This is a genomic window from Microvirga arabica (genome assembly GCF_016811235.1).
Lineage (GTDB): Bacteria > Pseudomonadota > Alphaproteobacteria > Rhizobiales > Beijerinckiaceae > Microvirga > Microvirga arabica.
Map to the genome: position 1 here is coordinate 21,313 of NZ_JAFBID010000009.1, position 15,191 is coordinate 36,503.

General features: G+C 66.4%; 12 protein-coding genes. 8 read left to right on the forward strand and 4 right to left on the reverse strand.

Features of this window, described 5'->3' with window-relative positions:
* Positions 1–96: 96 nt before the first annotated feature.
* Positions 97–348, reverse strand: coding sequence for a CBU_0592 family membrane protein (locus JQC81_RS06795; RefSeq protein ID WP_203271061.1), 252 nt, complete (start codon positions 346–348; stop codon positions 97–99).
* Between the two features lie 152 nt (positions 349–500).
* Between JQC81_RS06795 and JQC81_RS06800 the strand changes: the two genes are divergently transcribed.
* On the forward strand, positions 501–1,313 hold the full coding sequence (locus JQC81_RS06800; RefSeq protein WP_203271062.1) for a UDP-2,3-diacylglucosamine diphosphatase: 813 nt from the start codon (positions 501–503) through the stop codon (positions 1,311–1,313).
* A complete protein-coding gene (locus JQC81_RS06805) occupies positions 1,313–2,320 on the forward strand; it encodes a glycosyltransferase family 4 protein (RefSeq protein ID WP_281400237.1) in 1,008 nt (335 codons plus the stop codon). Before JQC81_RS06800 ends, JQC81_RS06805 begins: the two co-directional genes overlap by 1 nt.
* A 6-nt stretch (positions 2,321–2,326) precedes the next feature.
* Here the strand turns inward: JQC81_RS06805 and JQC81_RS06810 are convergent, their stop codons facing one another.
* Positions 2,327–2,860, reverse strand: a complete 534-nt coding sequence (locus JQC81_RS06810) for a hypothetical protein (protein ID WP_203271064.1) — start codon at positions 2,858–2,860, stop codon at positions 2,327–2,329.
* A gap of 113 nt (positions 2,861–2,973) precedes the next feature.
* On the opposite strand from JQC81_RS06810, the gene JQC81_RS06815 reads away from it, so the two are divergent.
* Entirely contained in the window at positions 2,974–4,155 is a 1,182-nt protein-coding gene (locus JQC81_RS06815) for an MFS transporter (protein ID WP_203271065.1), read from the forward strand.
* Here JQC81_RS06815 and dgcA read toward each other — a convergent pair.
* Positions 4,125–5,108, reverse strand: coding sequence for an N-acetyl-D-Glu racemase DgcA (gene dgcA, locus JQC81_RS06820; RefSeq protein WP_203271066.1), 984 nt, complete (start codon positions 5,106–5,108; stop codon positions 4,125–4,127). The two genes, JQC81_RS06815 and dgcA, sit on opposite strands and share 31 nt — an antisense overlap.
* Positions 5,109–5,229: 121 nt before the next feature.
* Here dgcA and JQC81_RS06825 point away from each other — a divergent pair, with 121 nt between their 5' ends.
* Genes JQC81_RS06825 through JQC81_RS06840 form a run of 4 tightly spaced genes read left to right on the forward strand, consistent with a single transcriptional unit; the run spans position 5,230 to position 9,414 of the window.
* A complete protein-coding gene (locus JQC81_RS06825; protein ID WP_203271166.1) occupies positions 5,230–6,339 on the forward strand; it encodes an ABC transporter permease in 1,110 nt (369 codons plus the stop codon).
* A 4-nt stretch (positions 6,340–6,343) separates the two neighbouring features.
* The gene (locus JQC81_RS06830; RefSeq protein ID WP_203271167.1) at positions 6,344–7,150 is read left to right on the forward strand and encodes an ABC transporter ATP-binding protein; all 807 of its coding nucleotides are present in this window, start codon (positions 6,344–6,346) and stop codon (positions 7,148–7,150) included.
* 2 nt (positions 7,151–7,152) lie between these two features.
* Positions 7,153–8,730 (forward strand): MlaD family protein, encoded by a 1,578-nt coding sequence (locus JQC81_RS06835; RefSeq protein ID WP_246520281.1) that lies wholly within the window; start codon positions 7,153–7,155, stop codon positions 8,728–8,730.
* 24 nt (positions 8,731–8,754) lie between these two features.
* Positions 8,755–9,414, forward strand: coding sequence for an ABC-type transport auxiliary lipoprotein family protein (locus JQC81_RS06840; RefSeq protein WP_312887486.1), 660 nt, complete (start codon positions 8,755–8,757; stop codon positions 9,412–9,414).
* 310 nt (positions 9,415–9,724) lie between these two features.
* Here JQC81_RS06840 and JQC81_RS06845 read toward each other — a convergent pair whose 3' ends face one another.
* Positions 9,725–14,539 carry an apolipoprotein A-IV repeat region-like domain-containing protein gene (locus JQC81_RS06845; RefSeq protein WP_203271068.1) on the reverse strand — a complete coding sequence of 1,605 codons (4,815 nt, stop codon included), beginning with the start codon at positions 14,537–14,539 and terminating at the stop codon, positions 9,725–9,727.
* 317 nt (positions 14,540–14,856) lie between these two features.
* On the opposite strand from JQC81_RS06845, the gene JQC81_RS06850 reads away from it, so the two are divergent.
* On the forward strand, positions 14,857–15,177 hold the full coding sequence (locus JQC81_RS06850; RefSeq protein WP_036350677.1) for a 2Fe-2S iron-sulfur cluster-binding protein: 321 nt from the start codon (positions 14,857–14,859) through the stop codon (positions 15,175–15,177).
* Positions 15,178–15,191: the final 14 nt, after the last annotated feature.

Below are 15,191 nucleotides of genomic sequence, written 5' to 3' on the forward strand. Positions count from 1 at the left end.
GCTGGCGAGGGCACGCAGACAACCACGTTCAGGCGGCTGCGTGAAGCCTCATTCGGTCGAAAGGCCCTGCGCCGGGTGCATGGGCTCCGATCGGAACTAGGTCGTCCGGGCTCGCCGCGCGCGGGAGCGGATGAAGCCGATAATCGTGAGAGCCAGCCAGGCCGTTTGCGTGACGAAGGACGCCAGATTGAAGTCGAAGGCCAGCGAGTAGAGGATCAGCAACGCTCCCAGGCCGTTAAGGAACGCGTAGCGCGGATCTTCGAGTTTCAGCGTGCCCAGCTGCAGCAGGCCGTAGGCCGAGAGATAGGCAGCAACTCCGGCCAGTCCTACCAAGTCAGGCACACCCATCGGTGATCTCCATCCGATCCGCAGCGGCGCAGCGCGGGCCGAGAGGGCAACCGCGAATCAGTTCTGCGCCGTCACAAATCTGCAGGAAAACCGTCACGGCGGCGAGATGCGAATCCGATTGTCTGGAGGCTGCAAACTCGTCGGGGAGGCCCATGGCTCAGGATTCGGATCCCATACGCGTGCGAACGCTGTTCCTGTCGGACCTCCATCTGGGGACCCGGGGGTGCCAGGCAGGCGCCTTGCTCGACTTCCTCAAGGCCTACGATGCCGACACCATCTATCTCGTCGGCGATATCGTCGACGGATGGAAGCTGAAATCGGGATGGTATTGGCCGCAGGCCCATAACGACGTGGTGCAGAAGCTCCTGCGCAAGGTCCGGAAAGGGGCACGCCTCATCTACCTGCCCGGCAACCATGACGAGTTCCTGCGCGACTATCTTGGGGTCAACCTCGGGGGCATCGAGCTGGCGGATTACGCCTTGCACGAGGCCGCCGACGGCAAGCGCTACCTCGTGATCCATGGGGACCAATTCGATCTCGTGGTCCGGCACGCCCGTTGGCTGGCGCTCCTCGGGGACGGCGCCTATACGGCCGCTCTCTTCGTCAACACCCATCTCAACATGATCCGCCGCCGGCTCGGGCTGACCTACTGGTCCCTCTCGTCCTGGGCCAAGCTGAGGGTCAAGAACGCCGTCAACTACATCAGCCGGTTCGAGGAACTGCTCGCCGCCGAGGCCGCGCGCCATGAGGCCAACGGGGTGATCTGCGGCCATATCCATCATGCGGTCATGCACGACCAGTTCGGGGTGGCTTACGTGAACACCGGCGACTGGGTCGAGTCCTGCACCGCCGTGGTCGAGCATTACGACGGCTCCTTCCAGCTGGTCCGGTGGACGGATGTCCAGCTTGAAAGGGCCGCGGAACAGAGCGCCGATGTACCGAAGCTCAGCGAGCGGGCAGCATGATGCGCGTGCTGATCGCCACCGATGCATGGCGTCCCCAGATCAACGGCGTGGTACGGTCGCTGGAGCATATGGCCGAGGAGGCTCCGCGCTTCGGCGCCGAAGTCATCTTCCTGACGCCGGAGCGCTTCCGCTCCTTTCCCATGCCGACCTATCCGGAGATCCGCCTCTCGCTGACGCGGCCGGGGATCGTCGCCCGCATTCTCGACGAGGTGGAACCCACCCACGTCCATATCGCGACTGAGGGGCCGATCGGGTTGGCCATGCGCCTCGCCTGCTCGCGGCAGGGGCGGTCTTTCACCACCAGCTATCACACGCGCTTTCCCGAATACGTCGCCGCCCGCACGCCGATCCCTGAATCATGGTCCTATCGGGCGCTTTTGCGCTTTCACCAAAGCGCACGCGCCATGATGGTCAGCACGCCCTCCCTCGAACGGGAGCTGACCGGGCGCGGCTTCAGGAACATCATGCGCTGGACGCGCGGCGTCGACACCACCCTGTTCCGGCCGCGCAACGAGCGGGTTCTGGATGCTGCGGCGCCCGTCTTCCTCTATGTCGGCCGCGTCGCCGTGGAGAAGAACTTGGAGGCTTTCCTCGGTCTCGATCTTCCCGGCACAAAGGTCATCGTCGGCGATGGCCCGTCACGGGCCGAGGTGGCGGTGAAATACCCTGCGGCTCGCTTCCTCGGCCCGCTCACGGGTGAGGACCTCGCGCGGGTCTATGCCTCGGCGGATGTGTTCGTCTTTCCGAGCCTCACGGACACCTTCGGCATCGTCCTGCTTGAGGCGCTCGCCTCCGGACTGCCCATCGCGGCCTTCCCGGTGACAGGACCCATGGATGTGATCGGCTCCTCCGGATGCGGGATCCTCAAGGAGAACTTAAGGGAGGCCGCCCTCGAGGCGCTCGACATCCCGCACGAAAGCTGCCGCGCCTATGGCGAGACCTTCACCTGGCAGGAGAGCGCCCGGCAGTTCTTCTCCAACATCGAGACCGCTCACGCAGGGCCGTAGCGGCCGCTACATCAGGAAGGCAGGGTGAGGATGGAGATCCCGGGCCTTCTCACCGTCGAAAGGGTTGGCTTCCAGCGAAACCTCGGTGCGCTCGATCTCGACCTTGTTGACGTCGATCATCCGCTGGATCTGGCCCTCGAGATAGAGGAGCGTCCGGATCATCTGCCGGATGCGCTGCTCGGCGGCGCTCTGAAGCTCCGCCTCCGAAATGTCAGCTGACTGGTTGGTCGGGAAGGATCGCACCTCCTGCATAGTCCGCTGGATGGCGGCGGCCATGTCCTCCAGATAGGCCTTGAGGGGAGCGACGGTGCCGGCGTCGAGCGGCCTGTCTTTCAGCCGGTACAGAGCCTCCAGCACGGCCTGGGTGTCCGCGTTGCGGTTGCGTCTGGCATATTCCTTCAGGAACCAGCGACCGCGGGCGGTTTCCATCACGGCGGCTTCGATGGTGTCGAAATCCAGGTCGCTGAGCGTGACGTCTGTCTCTTCATCGGGCATGGTGCCCGGGTCCATCTGCGCCAGGGTCTGATTCCACTCTCCCATCAGATGGGTCCAAAGCGGGTGCACGCTCAACCCCTCTAACGCTTTAGAGAGGGTGTCGTGCACCGTATTCTTGTTGATTTGAGCCATTTTGGCCCCGGAAGACCCTGCCCGCGATGCATCCGCTCACTGCTCTCGAACTTCGGCTGGGTACCCTTCAGGCCGCTAGCTTCACCAGCCATGGGATGTACCTGCCGTTCTTCCCGCTCTGGCTGCAGAGCAAGGATCTGTCCCCGACGCTGATCGGGTTCGTCGTCGCTATTCCCATCGTCGTGCGCATCCTGGCAACCGCGCCGCTCATGAGCCTCGCGGATCGCTCCTTCGGGGCCCGGCGGCTTCTTCTGGCAAGTCATCTGGGTCAGCTGATCGGCTTTCCCCTGTTCCTGCTCAGCGACAGCAACATTGCAATCATCGCCCTGGTGGCCCTCGTGGCCGTTGCGCAGTCCTGCATCATCCCCGGCAACGACCTCGTCTCCACCAATGCGGTCCAGAAGCATCCCGGTTTGAACTACGGCCGGATCCGGGGTGCCGGCTCCGTGGCCTTCTTCATCACCAACATCATCGGCGGCTATCTGGTCGGGGCGTTTGGGGCGAGTGCCGTGATCGTTGCCCTGACTCTCATCCCCATCCTGGGCATCGTTGCCACCTTCACAGTGGTTCCTCACGACGTTCCCGAGCCCATGATCGAGGATGAGCCCAAGAAGGACAGAGCGCCTCCGAAGCTGTCGCTCATTCTGTGGATTGTGCTGATCGCCGGCGCCATGACCCAGGGCAGCCATGGTGCGCTCAATGCCTTCGCCAGCATCTACTGGCGCTCCATCGGCTTCTCCGACGAGGTGATCGGCTATTTCTGGGCCGCCGGCGTGATCACCGAGATTCTTGTCTTCATCTTTCTGGGCCGGGCGGTCGGGCGCGGATCCGGCGTGGGGCTCATCCTGATCGGCTCGGCAGCGGCGGCAATCCGCTTCACGATCATGTCGCTCCAGCCCGGCGTGGAGGTCATGTTCGTGCTCCAGGCCATGCACGCCCTGTCGTTTGCCGCGACCCATATCGGCACCATGGCAGCGCTGACGGCGCTCGCCCCGATGCAGGCGAGGGGACGGGCGCAGGGCATCTACGGGTCGCTTGCGGCCCTGACCACGGCCGCCTCCACCATGGTGAGCGGCCTGATCTACAGCGAGGTGGGAGCGGGTGTGTTTGCCGCAATGGCTCCGTTGGGAGCCATCGGGGTTCTGCTGATGCTGGTCATCATCCGGATGCAGAAAGCTCAGCCCCAGAGGGCAGGCTCCGGCGGATAGACGAGGCTGCCCTCGTAGCGCAGGCCCGGCTCCCGGTCCTTGGCCAGAAGGAGCGGACCGTCGAGGTCGACGAAGCGGGAGCGCGGCGCAAGCACCAGGGCGGGCGCCATAGCGAGCGAGGTGCCGACCATGCAGCCGATCATGATGGAGAAGCCTTTGGCCTCCGCCGCACCGGCGAGAGCCAGGGCCTCCGTCAGGCCGCCGGTCTTGTCGAGCTTGATGTTGACGAGATCGTAGAGGCCTACCAGCCGGTCGAGGCTGGCCCGGTCATGAACGCTCTCGTCCGCCAGGATCGGAACGGGACGCGAGATCCGGCTCAAATAACCATCGTCCTTGGCGGGGAGAGGCTGCTCCACCAGGGCGTAGCCGGCCTCGGCACAGGCCGCGAGGTGCCCTTCAATATTGGCCTCCGTCCAACCCTCGTTGGCATCGGCGATCAGCGTCGCCTGGGGGGCTGCCCGGCGCACGGCCCTGATACGCTCGATATCACCGTCGGGAGCGCCGAACTTCACCTTGAGGATCGGCCGCTCGGCGGCCTTTGCCGCGGCCTCGGCCATCCCCTCCGGGGTATCGAGGCTGATCGTGTAGGCGGTGGTGACCGGCGGCCAGCGGGTGAGTCCGGCCGTCACATGGGCGCGGATGCCGGAGCGTTTGGCGTCGAGATCCCACAGGGCGCAATCGACCGCGTTGCGGGCTGCGCCGGCTGGCATCAGGGTCTGGAGGGTTTCTCGGGTCAGGCCCGCCTCGATCTGGGGGCGGATGGCCTCGATGGCCGCCGCCACACCCTCGACCGTCTCACCGTAGCGCGGGTAGGGGACGCATTCCCCGTGCCCGACGGCGCCGCCTTCCGCAATAGTGGCGGTGACCACCACGGCTTCGGTGCGGGAGCCCCGGGCAATGGTGAACTTCCCGGCAATGGGAAAACGGTCGATGGAAACGGTGAGCTGACGCATTCTCTTGGCTTCTCGTGATGAAGTTCGTCTCGACTTGTGGCGCAATGACACGCTATCACCAAGCGGAATCAATGCCGAAGGGACAATCGTGGCGCAGGGCACCCTGGCTCAAGGGCCGGATATGACGATCGACCGCGCAGGCGGGCAGACGACGGTGCGTCTGTCCGGCCCCTGGACGGCGCCGTATGCCCAGCGCGTGGAGGCTCTCGTCGGCGAGATCGAGGCGGAAGCCGACAGCTTCCCGGTGCTCTTCGATCTCAGCGGCGTCGAGCGGCTCGACACCCTCGGCGCCTGGACCCTGGACCGGACCCGCCACGAGCTGTCATCCAAGGGGCAGGCGGATTTCGCCAATGCCTCGCCGGAGCAGAAGATCCTCCTGGAGGAGGCGGCTTACCGCGATTTCGAGGACAAGCCGAAACCCCGGCATGCCCGCTCGGTCGATTTCCTCGTCGATGTGGGCCAGAGCGTGGCCGGGGCCGGCAAGGATCTCGTCGGCGGCGTTGGCTTCCTGGGCGAGCTTATCTCCGCGATGGTGCGCGTGGTCATCCATCCCCGCCGCTTCCGCGGCACGGCGGTGATCAACCAGCTGGAGCAGATCGCCTATCGCGGCGTGCCCATCATCGTGCTGATCTCGTTCCTGGTGGGCTGCATCGTGTCCCAGCAGGGCATCTTCCAGCTGATCAAGTTCGGCGCGACGCCCTTCGTCATCGACCTGATCGGCATCCTGGTCCTGCGTGAGCTCGGCGTGCTCCTGACCTCCATCATGGTCGCGGGCCGGTCCGGCTCGGCGTTCACCGCCGAGATCGGCTCCATGAAGATGCGGGAGGAAATCGATGCCCTGCGGGTCATGGGCCTCGATCCCATCGAGGTCCTGATCGTCCCACGCATCCTGGCGCTGATCATTGGTCTGCCGCTCCTGACCTTCATAGCGTCCATCGCGGCCCTCGTGGGCGGCGGGCTGACCACCTGGGTCTATGGCGGCATCAGCCCCGACATCTTCCTGGAGCGCCTGAGAGCCGCCGTGAGCCTGAACACCTTCCTGGTCGGCCTGATCAAGGCGCCGTTCATGGCGGTGGTCATCGGGATCATCGCGACCCTGGAAGGCATGGCGGTTGCCGGATCCGCTGAATCGCTCGGCCGCCACGTCACCTCCTCGGTGGTGAAGGCCATCTTCATGGTCATCGTGCTCGACGGCCTTTTCGCCATGTTCTTTGCAGCAATCAATTACTGACATGATGCTCGAGCGCCGCCACCCCGACCTGACGAAGAACCGCGAGGTCATCATCCGCGCCCGCAGCGTCGAGGTCGGCTTCGGAGAGCGAACCATCCTCAAAGGACTGGATCTCGACGTCTATCGCGGCGAGATCCTGGGCTTCGTCGGAGGCTCCGGCCAGGGCAAGTCGGTCCTGACCCGCGCCATCCTCGGGCTCGTTCGCAAGCGGGCCGGCACCATCGAGGTGCTGGGCCGGAACCTCGACGAGCTGTCACCGGACGAGCGCCGGCAGCTGGAACGCCATTGGGGCGTGCTGTTCCAGCAGGGCGCACTTTTCTCGGCGCTCACCGTGAAGCAGAACATTCAGGTGCCCATGCGCGAATACTTACGCCTGTCGGACCGGCTGATGGACGAGCTGGCCATGCTCAAGATCGAGATGGTGGGCCTGAACCCGGACGCCGCCGACAAGCTGCCCTCCGAGCTGTCGGGCGGCATGATCAAGCGCGCGGCCCTGGCGCGGGCGCTGGCCCTCGACCCGGAAATCGTCTTCCTCGACGAGCCGACCTCCGGCCTCGACCCGATCGGGGCCGGCGAGTTCGACGACCTGATTGCGACGTTACAGCGGACTTTAGGCCTGACCGTATTCATGGTAACCCATGATCTGGACAGCCTTTACTCGGTCTGCGACCGGATAGCGGCTTTGGGCGAGGGAAAAATTCTCGCGGAGGGTCCCATCGAGGCGATGCTGGCCTCTGACCATCCGTGGCTTCGCTCTTATTTTCATGGGAAACGGGCACGCGCGGTCATGGCCGGCGACGCTCAAGGGTAACGATGGAAACGCGTGCAAACTACGCCTTGATCGGCCTCTTCACCCTGGCGGTGATCGCAGCCGCCTTCGGCTTCGTCTACTGGTTCTCCGGTGGCGAGCGGGGGCAGGCGCGCCAGACGATCCGCATCGTGTTTTCCGGATCGGTTTCGGGCCTTTCGCAGGGCTCGAGCGTGTCCTTTAACGGTCTGCGCGTCGGTGAGGTGTCGAGCCTTGAGCTTCTGCCGGAGGATCCGCGCCGGGTCGTGGCCATCGCGTCGGTCAACAGCAGCACGCCGATCCGGGCCGACACCCGCGCCCGCCTGGAATACCAGGGCCTGACCGGCGTCGCGAATGTGGGCCTCACCGGCGGCGAGGCCGGCGCGCCCCCGCTGGTCGCCGGTCCCGGCCAGCCCATGCCGACGATCTTCGCCGACCGATCCGACTTCCAGGACCTCATCGAGAGCGCCCGCAACATTGCCCGCCGGGCCGACGATGTGCTGGAGCGGGTCGGGCGCGTTGTCACCGACAACGAAGCCTCGATCAGCCGCACCATCCAGAACGTGGAGCGCTTCTCCCAGGCCCTGGGCGAGAACGCCGAGGGCATCGACCGCTTCCTGGCCCAGGTGGGGCAGGCGGCCGAGAAGGTTGGTCCCCTGGCCGAGAAGCTTGAGACCCTCGCCACCAACGTGGACACGGTCGTGCGCGCGGTCGATCCGCAGCGCGTGACGCGCATCGTCGAGAACGTGGAAGGCTTCACCCAGGCCCTGGGCGAAAGCCGCCAGGCAGTCGAGAACACCCTGCGCAACGCCGACAGCCTCGTGGCTCGACTCAACGAGACTGCGCCGAAGCTCGACAGCGCCGTGGGCGACATTGCGAACATTGCGGATGCCATCGATCCGGCCAAGATCGGCCGCACCGTCGACAAGGTGGAGGAAGTCGCCAGCTCCATCGACGGGCAGCGCGTCTCCCGGATCGTCGAGAACACGGACAACTTCACCCGGGCTCTTGGCGAAAACCGCGAGACGATCAACAACGCCCTCCGGGATGCCGCAAGCCTGATCGCGTCCCTCAATGTCACCGCGCCCAAGCTGGACAGGGCCGTGAGCGAGATCGCCGAGCTCGCCCAGGCCGTCGATCCGGCCAAGGTTGGCCGCACGGTCGACAACATCGACACCTTCACCCAGACCCTGAGCCGCCGCAGCCCCGACGTGGACAAGGCGATCCAGGAGGCACGCTCGATTACCGAGAAGCTGAACAAGTCGGCGGATCGCATCGACGGCGTCCTGGCTGGAGCAGAGAAGTTCCTCGGCTCGGCCTCCGGCGAAGCGGGCAAGGGAGCCTTCGACGAAATCCGTGCCGCTGCTGTTTCCGTGCGGGAGCTTGCCAACGACCTCAACTCCCGGACCGAAGGCATCCAGGGGGTGCTGTCCGGCGTGGGCCGCTTCACGGATTCGGGCCTGCGGGAATATGAGGCCCTGGCCGTCGAGGGGCGCAAGACCCTTGGTGATATCAGTCGGGCGGTGCGCAGCATCGAACGTAATCCACAGCAGTTTCTTTTCGGTGGCCGTTCGAACCTCCCCGAGTACAATGGACGCCGTTAAGTAACCAGTATGCGTGGATCCTCCGTGGTAACTCCCCAGACTGATCGAGCCTGCCTGCTCCGGCGCCTTGCCCCGGTAGTGTTCCTGGCTGCCCTGACGGGTGCCTGCTCGTCGGGACCTGCGCCCGCCACCTTCGACCTCTCGGCGCCGTCCGCCCGAATCCGGGGGGCATCCGGCGTCCAGGTTCTGGTGAACGAGCCAGCGGCCCTGCAGCAGCTCTCGACCCAGCAGATCCTGGTGAAGGATGCCAGCGGCTCCGTGTCGTTCATCGGAGGAGGGCAGTGGGCCGACAACCTGCCCCGCCTGGTTCAAACCCGCCTGATCAACACCTTCGAGAATGCCTCCCAGATCCGGGGCGTCTCCCGCCCAAGCAGCGGTGCGGTGGCCGACGTCCAACTCGTGTCCGAGCTTCGGCGCTTCGAGATCTCAACCCCGGACAATCAGGCGGTCGCCGAGATTTCCGTGAAGATCGTCAGCGACCGGGACGGCCGCATCGTCAATGGCCGGATCTTCCGCGCCAGCATTCCGGCCAGTGCCGTCGACGCCCCGAACGCGGCCCGCGCCCTCGATGAGGCGCTGTCCGTGGTCATGCTCGACATCGTCCGCTGGGTCAGCGGCAGCCAGCTGCCGCGCCGCGAAGATCCGGGTACCGCTGCGGCGGGTGAAGACCGGGCGCCGGCTTAGAAGAGCCGATTAATTCACCACATTCAGCTTGAGTAGATCGTCATGCCCAGGCTTGTCCCGGGTATCCACGTTTTATGGCGCAATGGTTCAAAGACGTGGATGGCTGCAACGAGTGCGGCCATGACGGTGCAGGTGTCATCCCCGGCGAGCGGAGCGAGGGAAGGGGATCCACTCACGCGCTCGGTGCTATGGATTCCCTTCCCCTCCGCTGACGCTCCGGCCGGGAATGACACTGTGGATTAGGCAGCACCACCAACAAAAAACGCAGCCCGGGGCCGCGTTTTTCGCACTCAATCGAGACTAGACCCGCTCAGTCGAACCGGCCGCTCGCATGGGCCAGCATGGTGTAGACCTTGCCGGTCTCCGAGGTGAGATAAGTCTTCGTCAGCATGGAGTCGCGGTCGTCGCGGGAGACCTCCGCCAGCAGGCGCTCGAACTCCTCCACGTAGCGGTCCACCGTCTGCCGGAACTCGTCGTCACGGCCGTACTTGCGGCGGATCTCCTCGAAGGTCTGCTGACCCTGCAGGGTGTAGAGCCGGCGGGTGAACACGTTGCTCTCGCCGCGGCGGTAGCGGTCCCACAGCTCCACGGCCGCGTCGTGGTCGATCATGCGGGCGATGTCGACCGAGATCGAGTCCAGCGACTCGAGGCTGTTGGTGCGGGCGCGGTCGGGACGGCCTGCAGGGCTGCGGGCCGGCTCCACCGCATCCTCGCGGGAGGCCCGGTTCAGGAGATCCGATAGCCAGCCGCCACGGGCACCGGCCTCAGGGGCGGGGGCCTCCTGACGACGGGAAGCCGGACGCTCGACCGCGGGCTGAACCTGGCGCACGGGCGCAGGGGCCGGAGCGGGCGCAGGCTTCGGTTCCGCCTGACGCGCCACCGGTGCCGGAGCAGGGGCGGGCGCCGGGGCAGGAGCCGGGGTCTGGGCAATCCGCTGCTCGACCGCGGCGGCGACCGCCGCCATGGTCGCGGCAACCGGGGTCTCGTTGACGGCCGCCTTGCGCGGCTGGGCCGCGGGAGCCGCGTCGACGAGGCGGTTGGAGCGCGACACGAGGGCCGACAGCTCGTTCAAAGCCTTGATCTGGTCGGCCACGACACGGCGCATGTTGGCGGTCGTTTCCTGGGTCTCCTGCGGCAGCTCGACGACGCCGCGGCGGAGTTCAGCCCGAGTGGCCTCCAGCTCACGCTGGATGTTGCCGGTCATGCCGCGCAGCTCGCCCATGGCATCGCGGAACTTCGCGATGGCGTTGCTCAGGGCCTCAGCCATCTCGGCGGTGGCCTGCTCGTAGCTGGCGCGCAGGGCCTCTGCTGTCCGCTCGCTCTCCTGGCCCGTGGTGGCCCGAATACGCTCGAACTGCTCGCCGATAGCGGCCGTGGTGGTGTCGGCTGCCGACGACAGGACCGAGCCGATCTGGCGCGCCTTGGCCTCGGCGTTCTGGAGGGAGCCCTCCAGGAGGGTGGTGAAGGACCGCGTGACGGACTCGAGATCCTGCGAGCGCTCGCCGATCCGGGTCAGGAGCTCGTCCAGGGCCTGCTGGCGGCTGGAGAGCGCCTCGTTCATGCGAGCCTCGACGCTCTCCAAGGCAGCGGCCGCCTCGGTGAGGGTGCGCATCTGCTCGGTGGTCGTGCTGGTGAGAGCCTGTCCGCGCTCTTCGAGGCTGCGGGCCAGCTCCAGAGCCTGCTGGATGGCGCCGGACGACACGTTGCGCAGTTCGTCGACCTGCTCGGCGACCTGGTCGGAGGCGCGGCCGGTCTGGGTGGCGATCTCCGACAGGAGCGTCTCGATGTGCTGGACACGTCCGGCGAGCCCGTCCTCGACAGCCCCGAGATTGCTGCTGGCGGACACCGCCACCTGCTGGAGCATGCGGTTGGCGTCGGTCAGGCGGCCGAGCACGTCGGTGAGTTCGCCGCGCAGGCGCTCGTTGGCGCCGGTGAGGGCCTCCACCGTCTGCTCGGTTCCCTCGTTGATGGACGCGCGCACGGCCTCCGTCGACTGCAGATAGGAGGCGGTGAGCTCCATCGTGCGCTCCTGGAGCGACGAGAGGAGGGTGGTGCTGCGGTCCTGCAGGCTCTCGATGACGGCGTTGCTGCGCTCCTCGAGGCTGAGCAGGGTCGTATCGCTGATGGACGCGACCTCGCGGCCGATGACCTCGCCACGGCTGCCTAGAGCCTCCACGAGCGAGGCGCCCTGGGTGTCGAAGATCGAGCGGATCTCGCCGATGCGGCCCGTGAGGGAGCCGAGAATGGCTTGGCCGCGCTCGTCGATGGCCTCGGCCGCGCCGGTCAGGCGGTTGACTACGCTGTCTTCGAGCATCGTGACGCTCTGGTTGAGAGCGGCAGCGAGCTCCTCGGTGCGGCTGCCCAGCGTCGCGGCGATCTCTTCCGCGCGGCTGCCCAGGGTCTGGTTGATCTCGAAGGCACGGGTGCCGAGGGTCTCGGCGATCTCGTCTGCACGGCTGCCCAGAACCTCGTCGATCGAGGCGATGCGGCTGTCGAGGGAGAGGCCGATCTGCTCGGCCTTGGACGACAGGGTATCGGCGATGGCGTTGGTCTTGGCAGTGATCGCTTGGCTGATCTCGTCCACGCGGGCCTGCAGGGCCGTGGCCACGTCGCGGCCGCCTTCGGCCATGACGCGGGCCATCTCGCCGGTGCGCACCACGAGGGCCTCGTTGAGGGCCGTGGAGCGGGCGCCGAGCACGCTGTCGACCCGCCCGACGATGGTGTCGAAGTTGGCCGTGATCTCGGTGGAGCGGCGAGAGGCATGCTCCTCAAGGGCCGAAAGTTGCGTCTCGATGGCGGTGGTCGCCTCGCGGGCACGCTCGGTGAAGGACTCGGCCACGGTGCGGCCCTGCACGGTGATCAGGCGGTCCATCTCTTCGAGGCGGCCGGTGATCGTCTCCGTCATGCTGCCCACATCGCGGGAGATGCGCTCGGCCACCTCGCTGCCGCGGGTGGTGACGTCCTCCAGGGCCGTGAGGCGGGCCACAAGGGTCTCTTCCATCTCGCGGGTGCGGGTGTCGACGGTCGTGGACAGGGTTTCGGCAGTGCGGTTGAGGGCCTCGTTGACGCGCGAGCCCTGGCTGGCGATGGCGAGCACGATCTCCTTGGCCGTATTGGCGAGGCGGGTCTGCGCGCCCTCGGTATGGAGGGAGAGGGTGTCGGAGAATTCCTGACCACGGGTCTCGAACGCGGAGCGGAATTCCTCGACCTGAGAGCCCATGAGGGTGGACAGGCGCTCGCCGGCCTGGGTGAGGCTGGTCTCGAGGGCCTGGCCCTGAACGGTGACGGATTCGCTGACGCGCAGGCTGGCGGTTTCAAGCCGGCTGGCGAGATCCTCGACACGGGTGCCGATGGACTCGTCGGCAAGGCGCACGGCGCTCTCCAGGTGCTCGCGCACCTCGGTGCCGCGCTGGCTGATCTCGCGGGTGACGTCGCCCGCCGTAGCGGCCAGGCTCTCGCGGAACTCATTGCCGCGCAGCACGATCTCGTCGACGACGCCGGTCCCGGTGCTGGCGAGCTGCTCGCGCAGGGAGCCGCCGCGGGTGGCAAGCTCTTCGATGAGCGAGGAGGCCGTGAGGGCGAACTCCTCACGCACGGTGCTGCTGCTGGTGGTGAGGGCCTCAACCAGGGTGGCTCCGGTCTCGGAGAGCTGCTCGCGCATCTGCGTGCCGCGGGTCACGATCTCCTCGCTCACGGAAGTGCCGGCTGCCGCGATCTGGTCGCGCATCTCGGCCGTGCGAGCGGAGATGTCGTCGGCGATCACGCCGCCGGTGGCCGCGAGCTTCTCGGTGATCTCGGCGCCGCGCTGGGCGAAGCTGTCTTCCAGGGTGCGGGCCGTCTGCTCGAAGGCCTCGCGCACATCGTTGCCCTGCTGGGCGAGGGCGTCGATCACGCCGCGTCCGGTCTCGGCCAGAGTGCGGGTGACCTGGCTCGCGCCTTCCTGCAGGTGGCGGGTCAGGAGGTCGCCGGTGCGCTCGAAGGCGCCGGTGATGTCCTGGGCCTTGCTCTCGAGGGCGGTTGTGATGGTGACGCCCACCTCCGAGATGCCGTTCTTGATCTCGTCGCTGGAACCCGCCAGGCGATCGACCAGCTCGACGCCGCGGCTGGCCATCTCTTCGACGACGCGCTCGCCGGCGCGGCCCAAGGCCTGGGTGATGTGGTCGCCCTGCTTCTCAAGCGAGGCGGTGACCTTGTCGCCTGCGCCGCTCACGGCGGATACGACACGCTCGCTGGCACCGTCGAGATCCTGGATCAGGTTCTGGTGCACGCCGGTGATCGAGCCACGCACGCGCTCCGCGTTCGACACGATGGCCTCGCGCTGCGCCACGAGCTCGTCGATGAGCGAGCGGATGCGGATCTCGTTGTCGGAATAGGCGCGCTCCAGGGTGGAAATTTCGCTGCGAACGAGGGTCTCGAGTTCGCCGGCGCGGGCGAGCGCCCGCTCGACGCCGTCGCCCACGGCCGCCACTTCACGGCGCACGGCCTGCGAGACGGAGAGGACCGCGTCGGTGGAGAAGTTCTCGGGCTGGGCCAAGCGTGCGGCCACTTCGCCGACCGCGCGGGCCACCAGCTTCATCTCCTGCGAGCGCACGGTGAGCATGGCGGCAATGAAGAACAGGAAGATCGGCCCGACGAGACCCACGGCGCCGAGCGCCAGCTGGGACGTGGAGAACGTGGCGAGCAGCTGCTCGGGCGTGGTGATGCCCTGGGTATAGACGAGGGCGCCGATGCCGCCGAGCCAGAGCAGGGACAGAAGCGCGGCCATCCAGTAGGCCCGGCGGGAAGGGCGAACCTGAAGCGCCTGCAGCATCACGCCGACATTCTGGCGGTCGTCGTTGGCCACGGCATTCCGGTCGGGGGCGATGAAACTGGAGCGGGCCATGTCGTCGAGCCGCGGGTCGTGGTCGTCGGCATGCGCGGAAAGGGAGTCGGAGCCAAGCCCGAAGGGGCCCCTGGTGAAGTCGTGATCGTCGATATCCGGCAGCTTGGGCTCATCGCCGAAGGGCTTGTCCCCCGGCCGGGACGGGGTGTGGATCACGAAAGTCTCTTCGAGGTTGAGTGCCTGCTCCACAGCCGTCAGGGCTGCTTCAGCCGGGTCCTTCATCTTCTTGTTCTCGGTCGCCATGATCCGCCCTCGTGACGCAACTGATGATTCTGAAGCCGCACCCTTTTCCCGAAAAGCAAGGTGGATGCATGGCCTCAGCCGCTACGGAGGACCCTGATAAGGGACTTCCGCACGGTAATCTGTCATTTACCAAGCAAGTCTAGCGGCCGATCTGAAACAAGGAAACCAATTGTCCCCTGTCACTTGCGAACGTCGTTAACGGCTTAGTAACCCGCACTACGGGGCACAATGCGGCAAAAAGACGGCGTGCGTCGGGCCTGTCTCTCGTCTTCCGGTGCAGTCTGTCATAAGTATGCGCCAGCAAGCAGAGGTCCGCAATGATCCAGATCACGTTCATCGATACTGAGGGAACCTCCCGCACCGTCGAGGCGGAGGAGGGGGCAACCGTCATGGAAACCGCCATCCGCAATGGCGTTCCCGGCATCGAAGCCGAGTGCGGCGGGGCCTGCTCCTGCGCCACATGTCATGTTTATGTCGCCGAGGAATGGGAGGCCGCCACGGGCCAGCCTCAGCCCATGGAGGAGGACATGCTCGACTTCGCCTTCGACGTGCGCCCGAATTCGCGACTCTCGTGCCAGATCCGGGTGCGGCCGGAGCTCGACGGCCTCGTCGTCCACACGCCCACCCGGCAGGGCTGACACAGGGGAAAAGC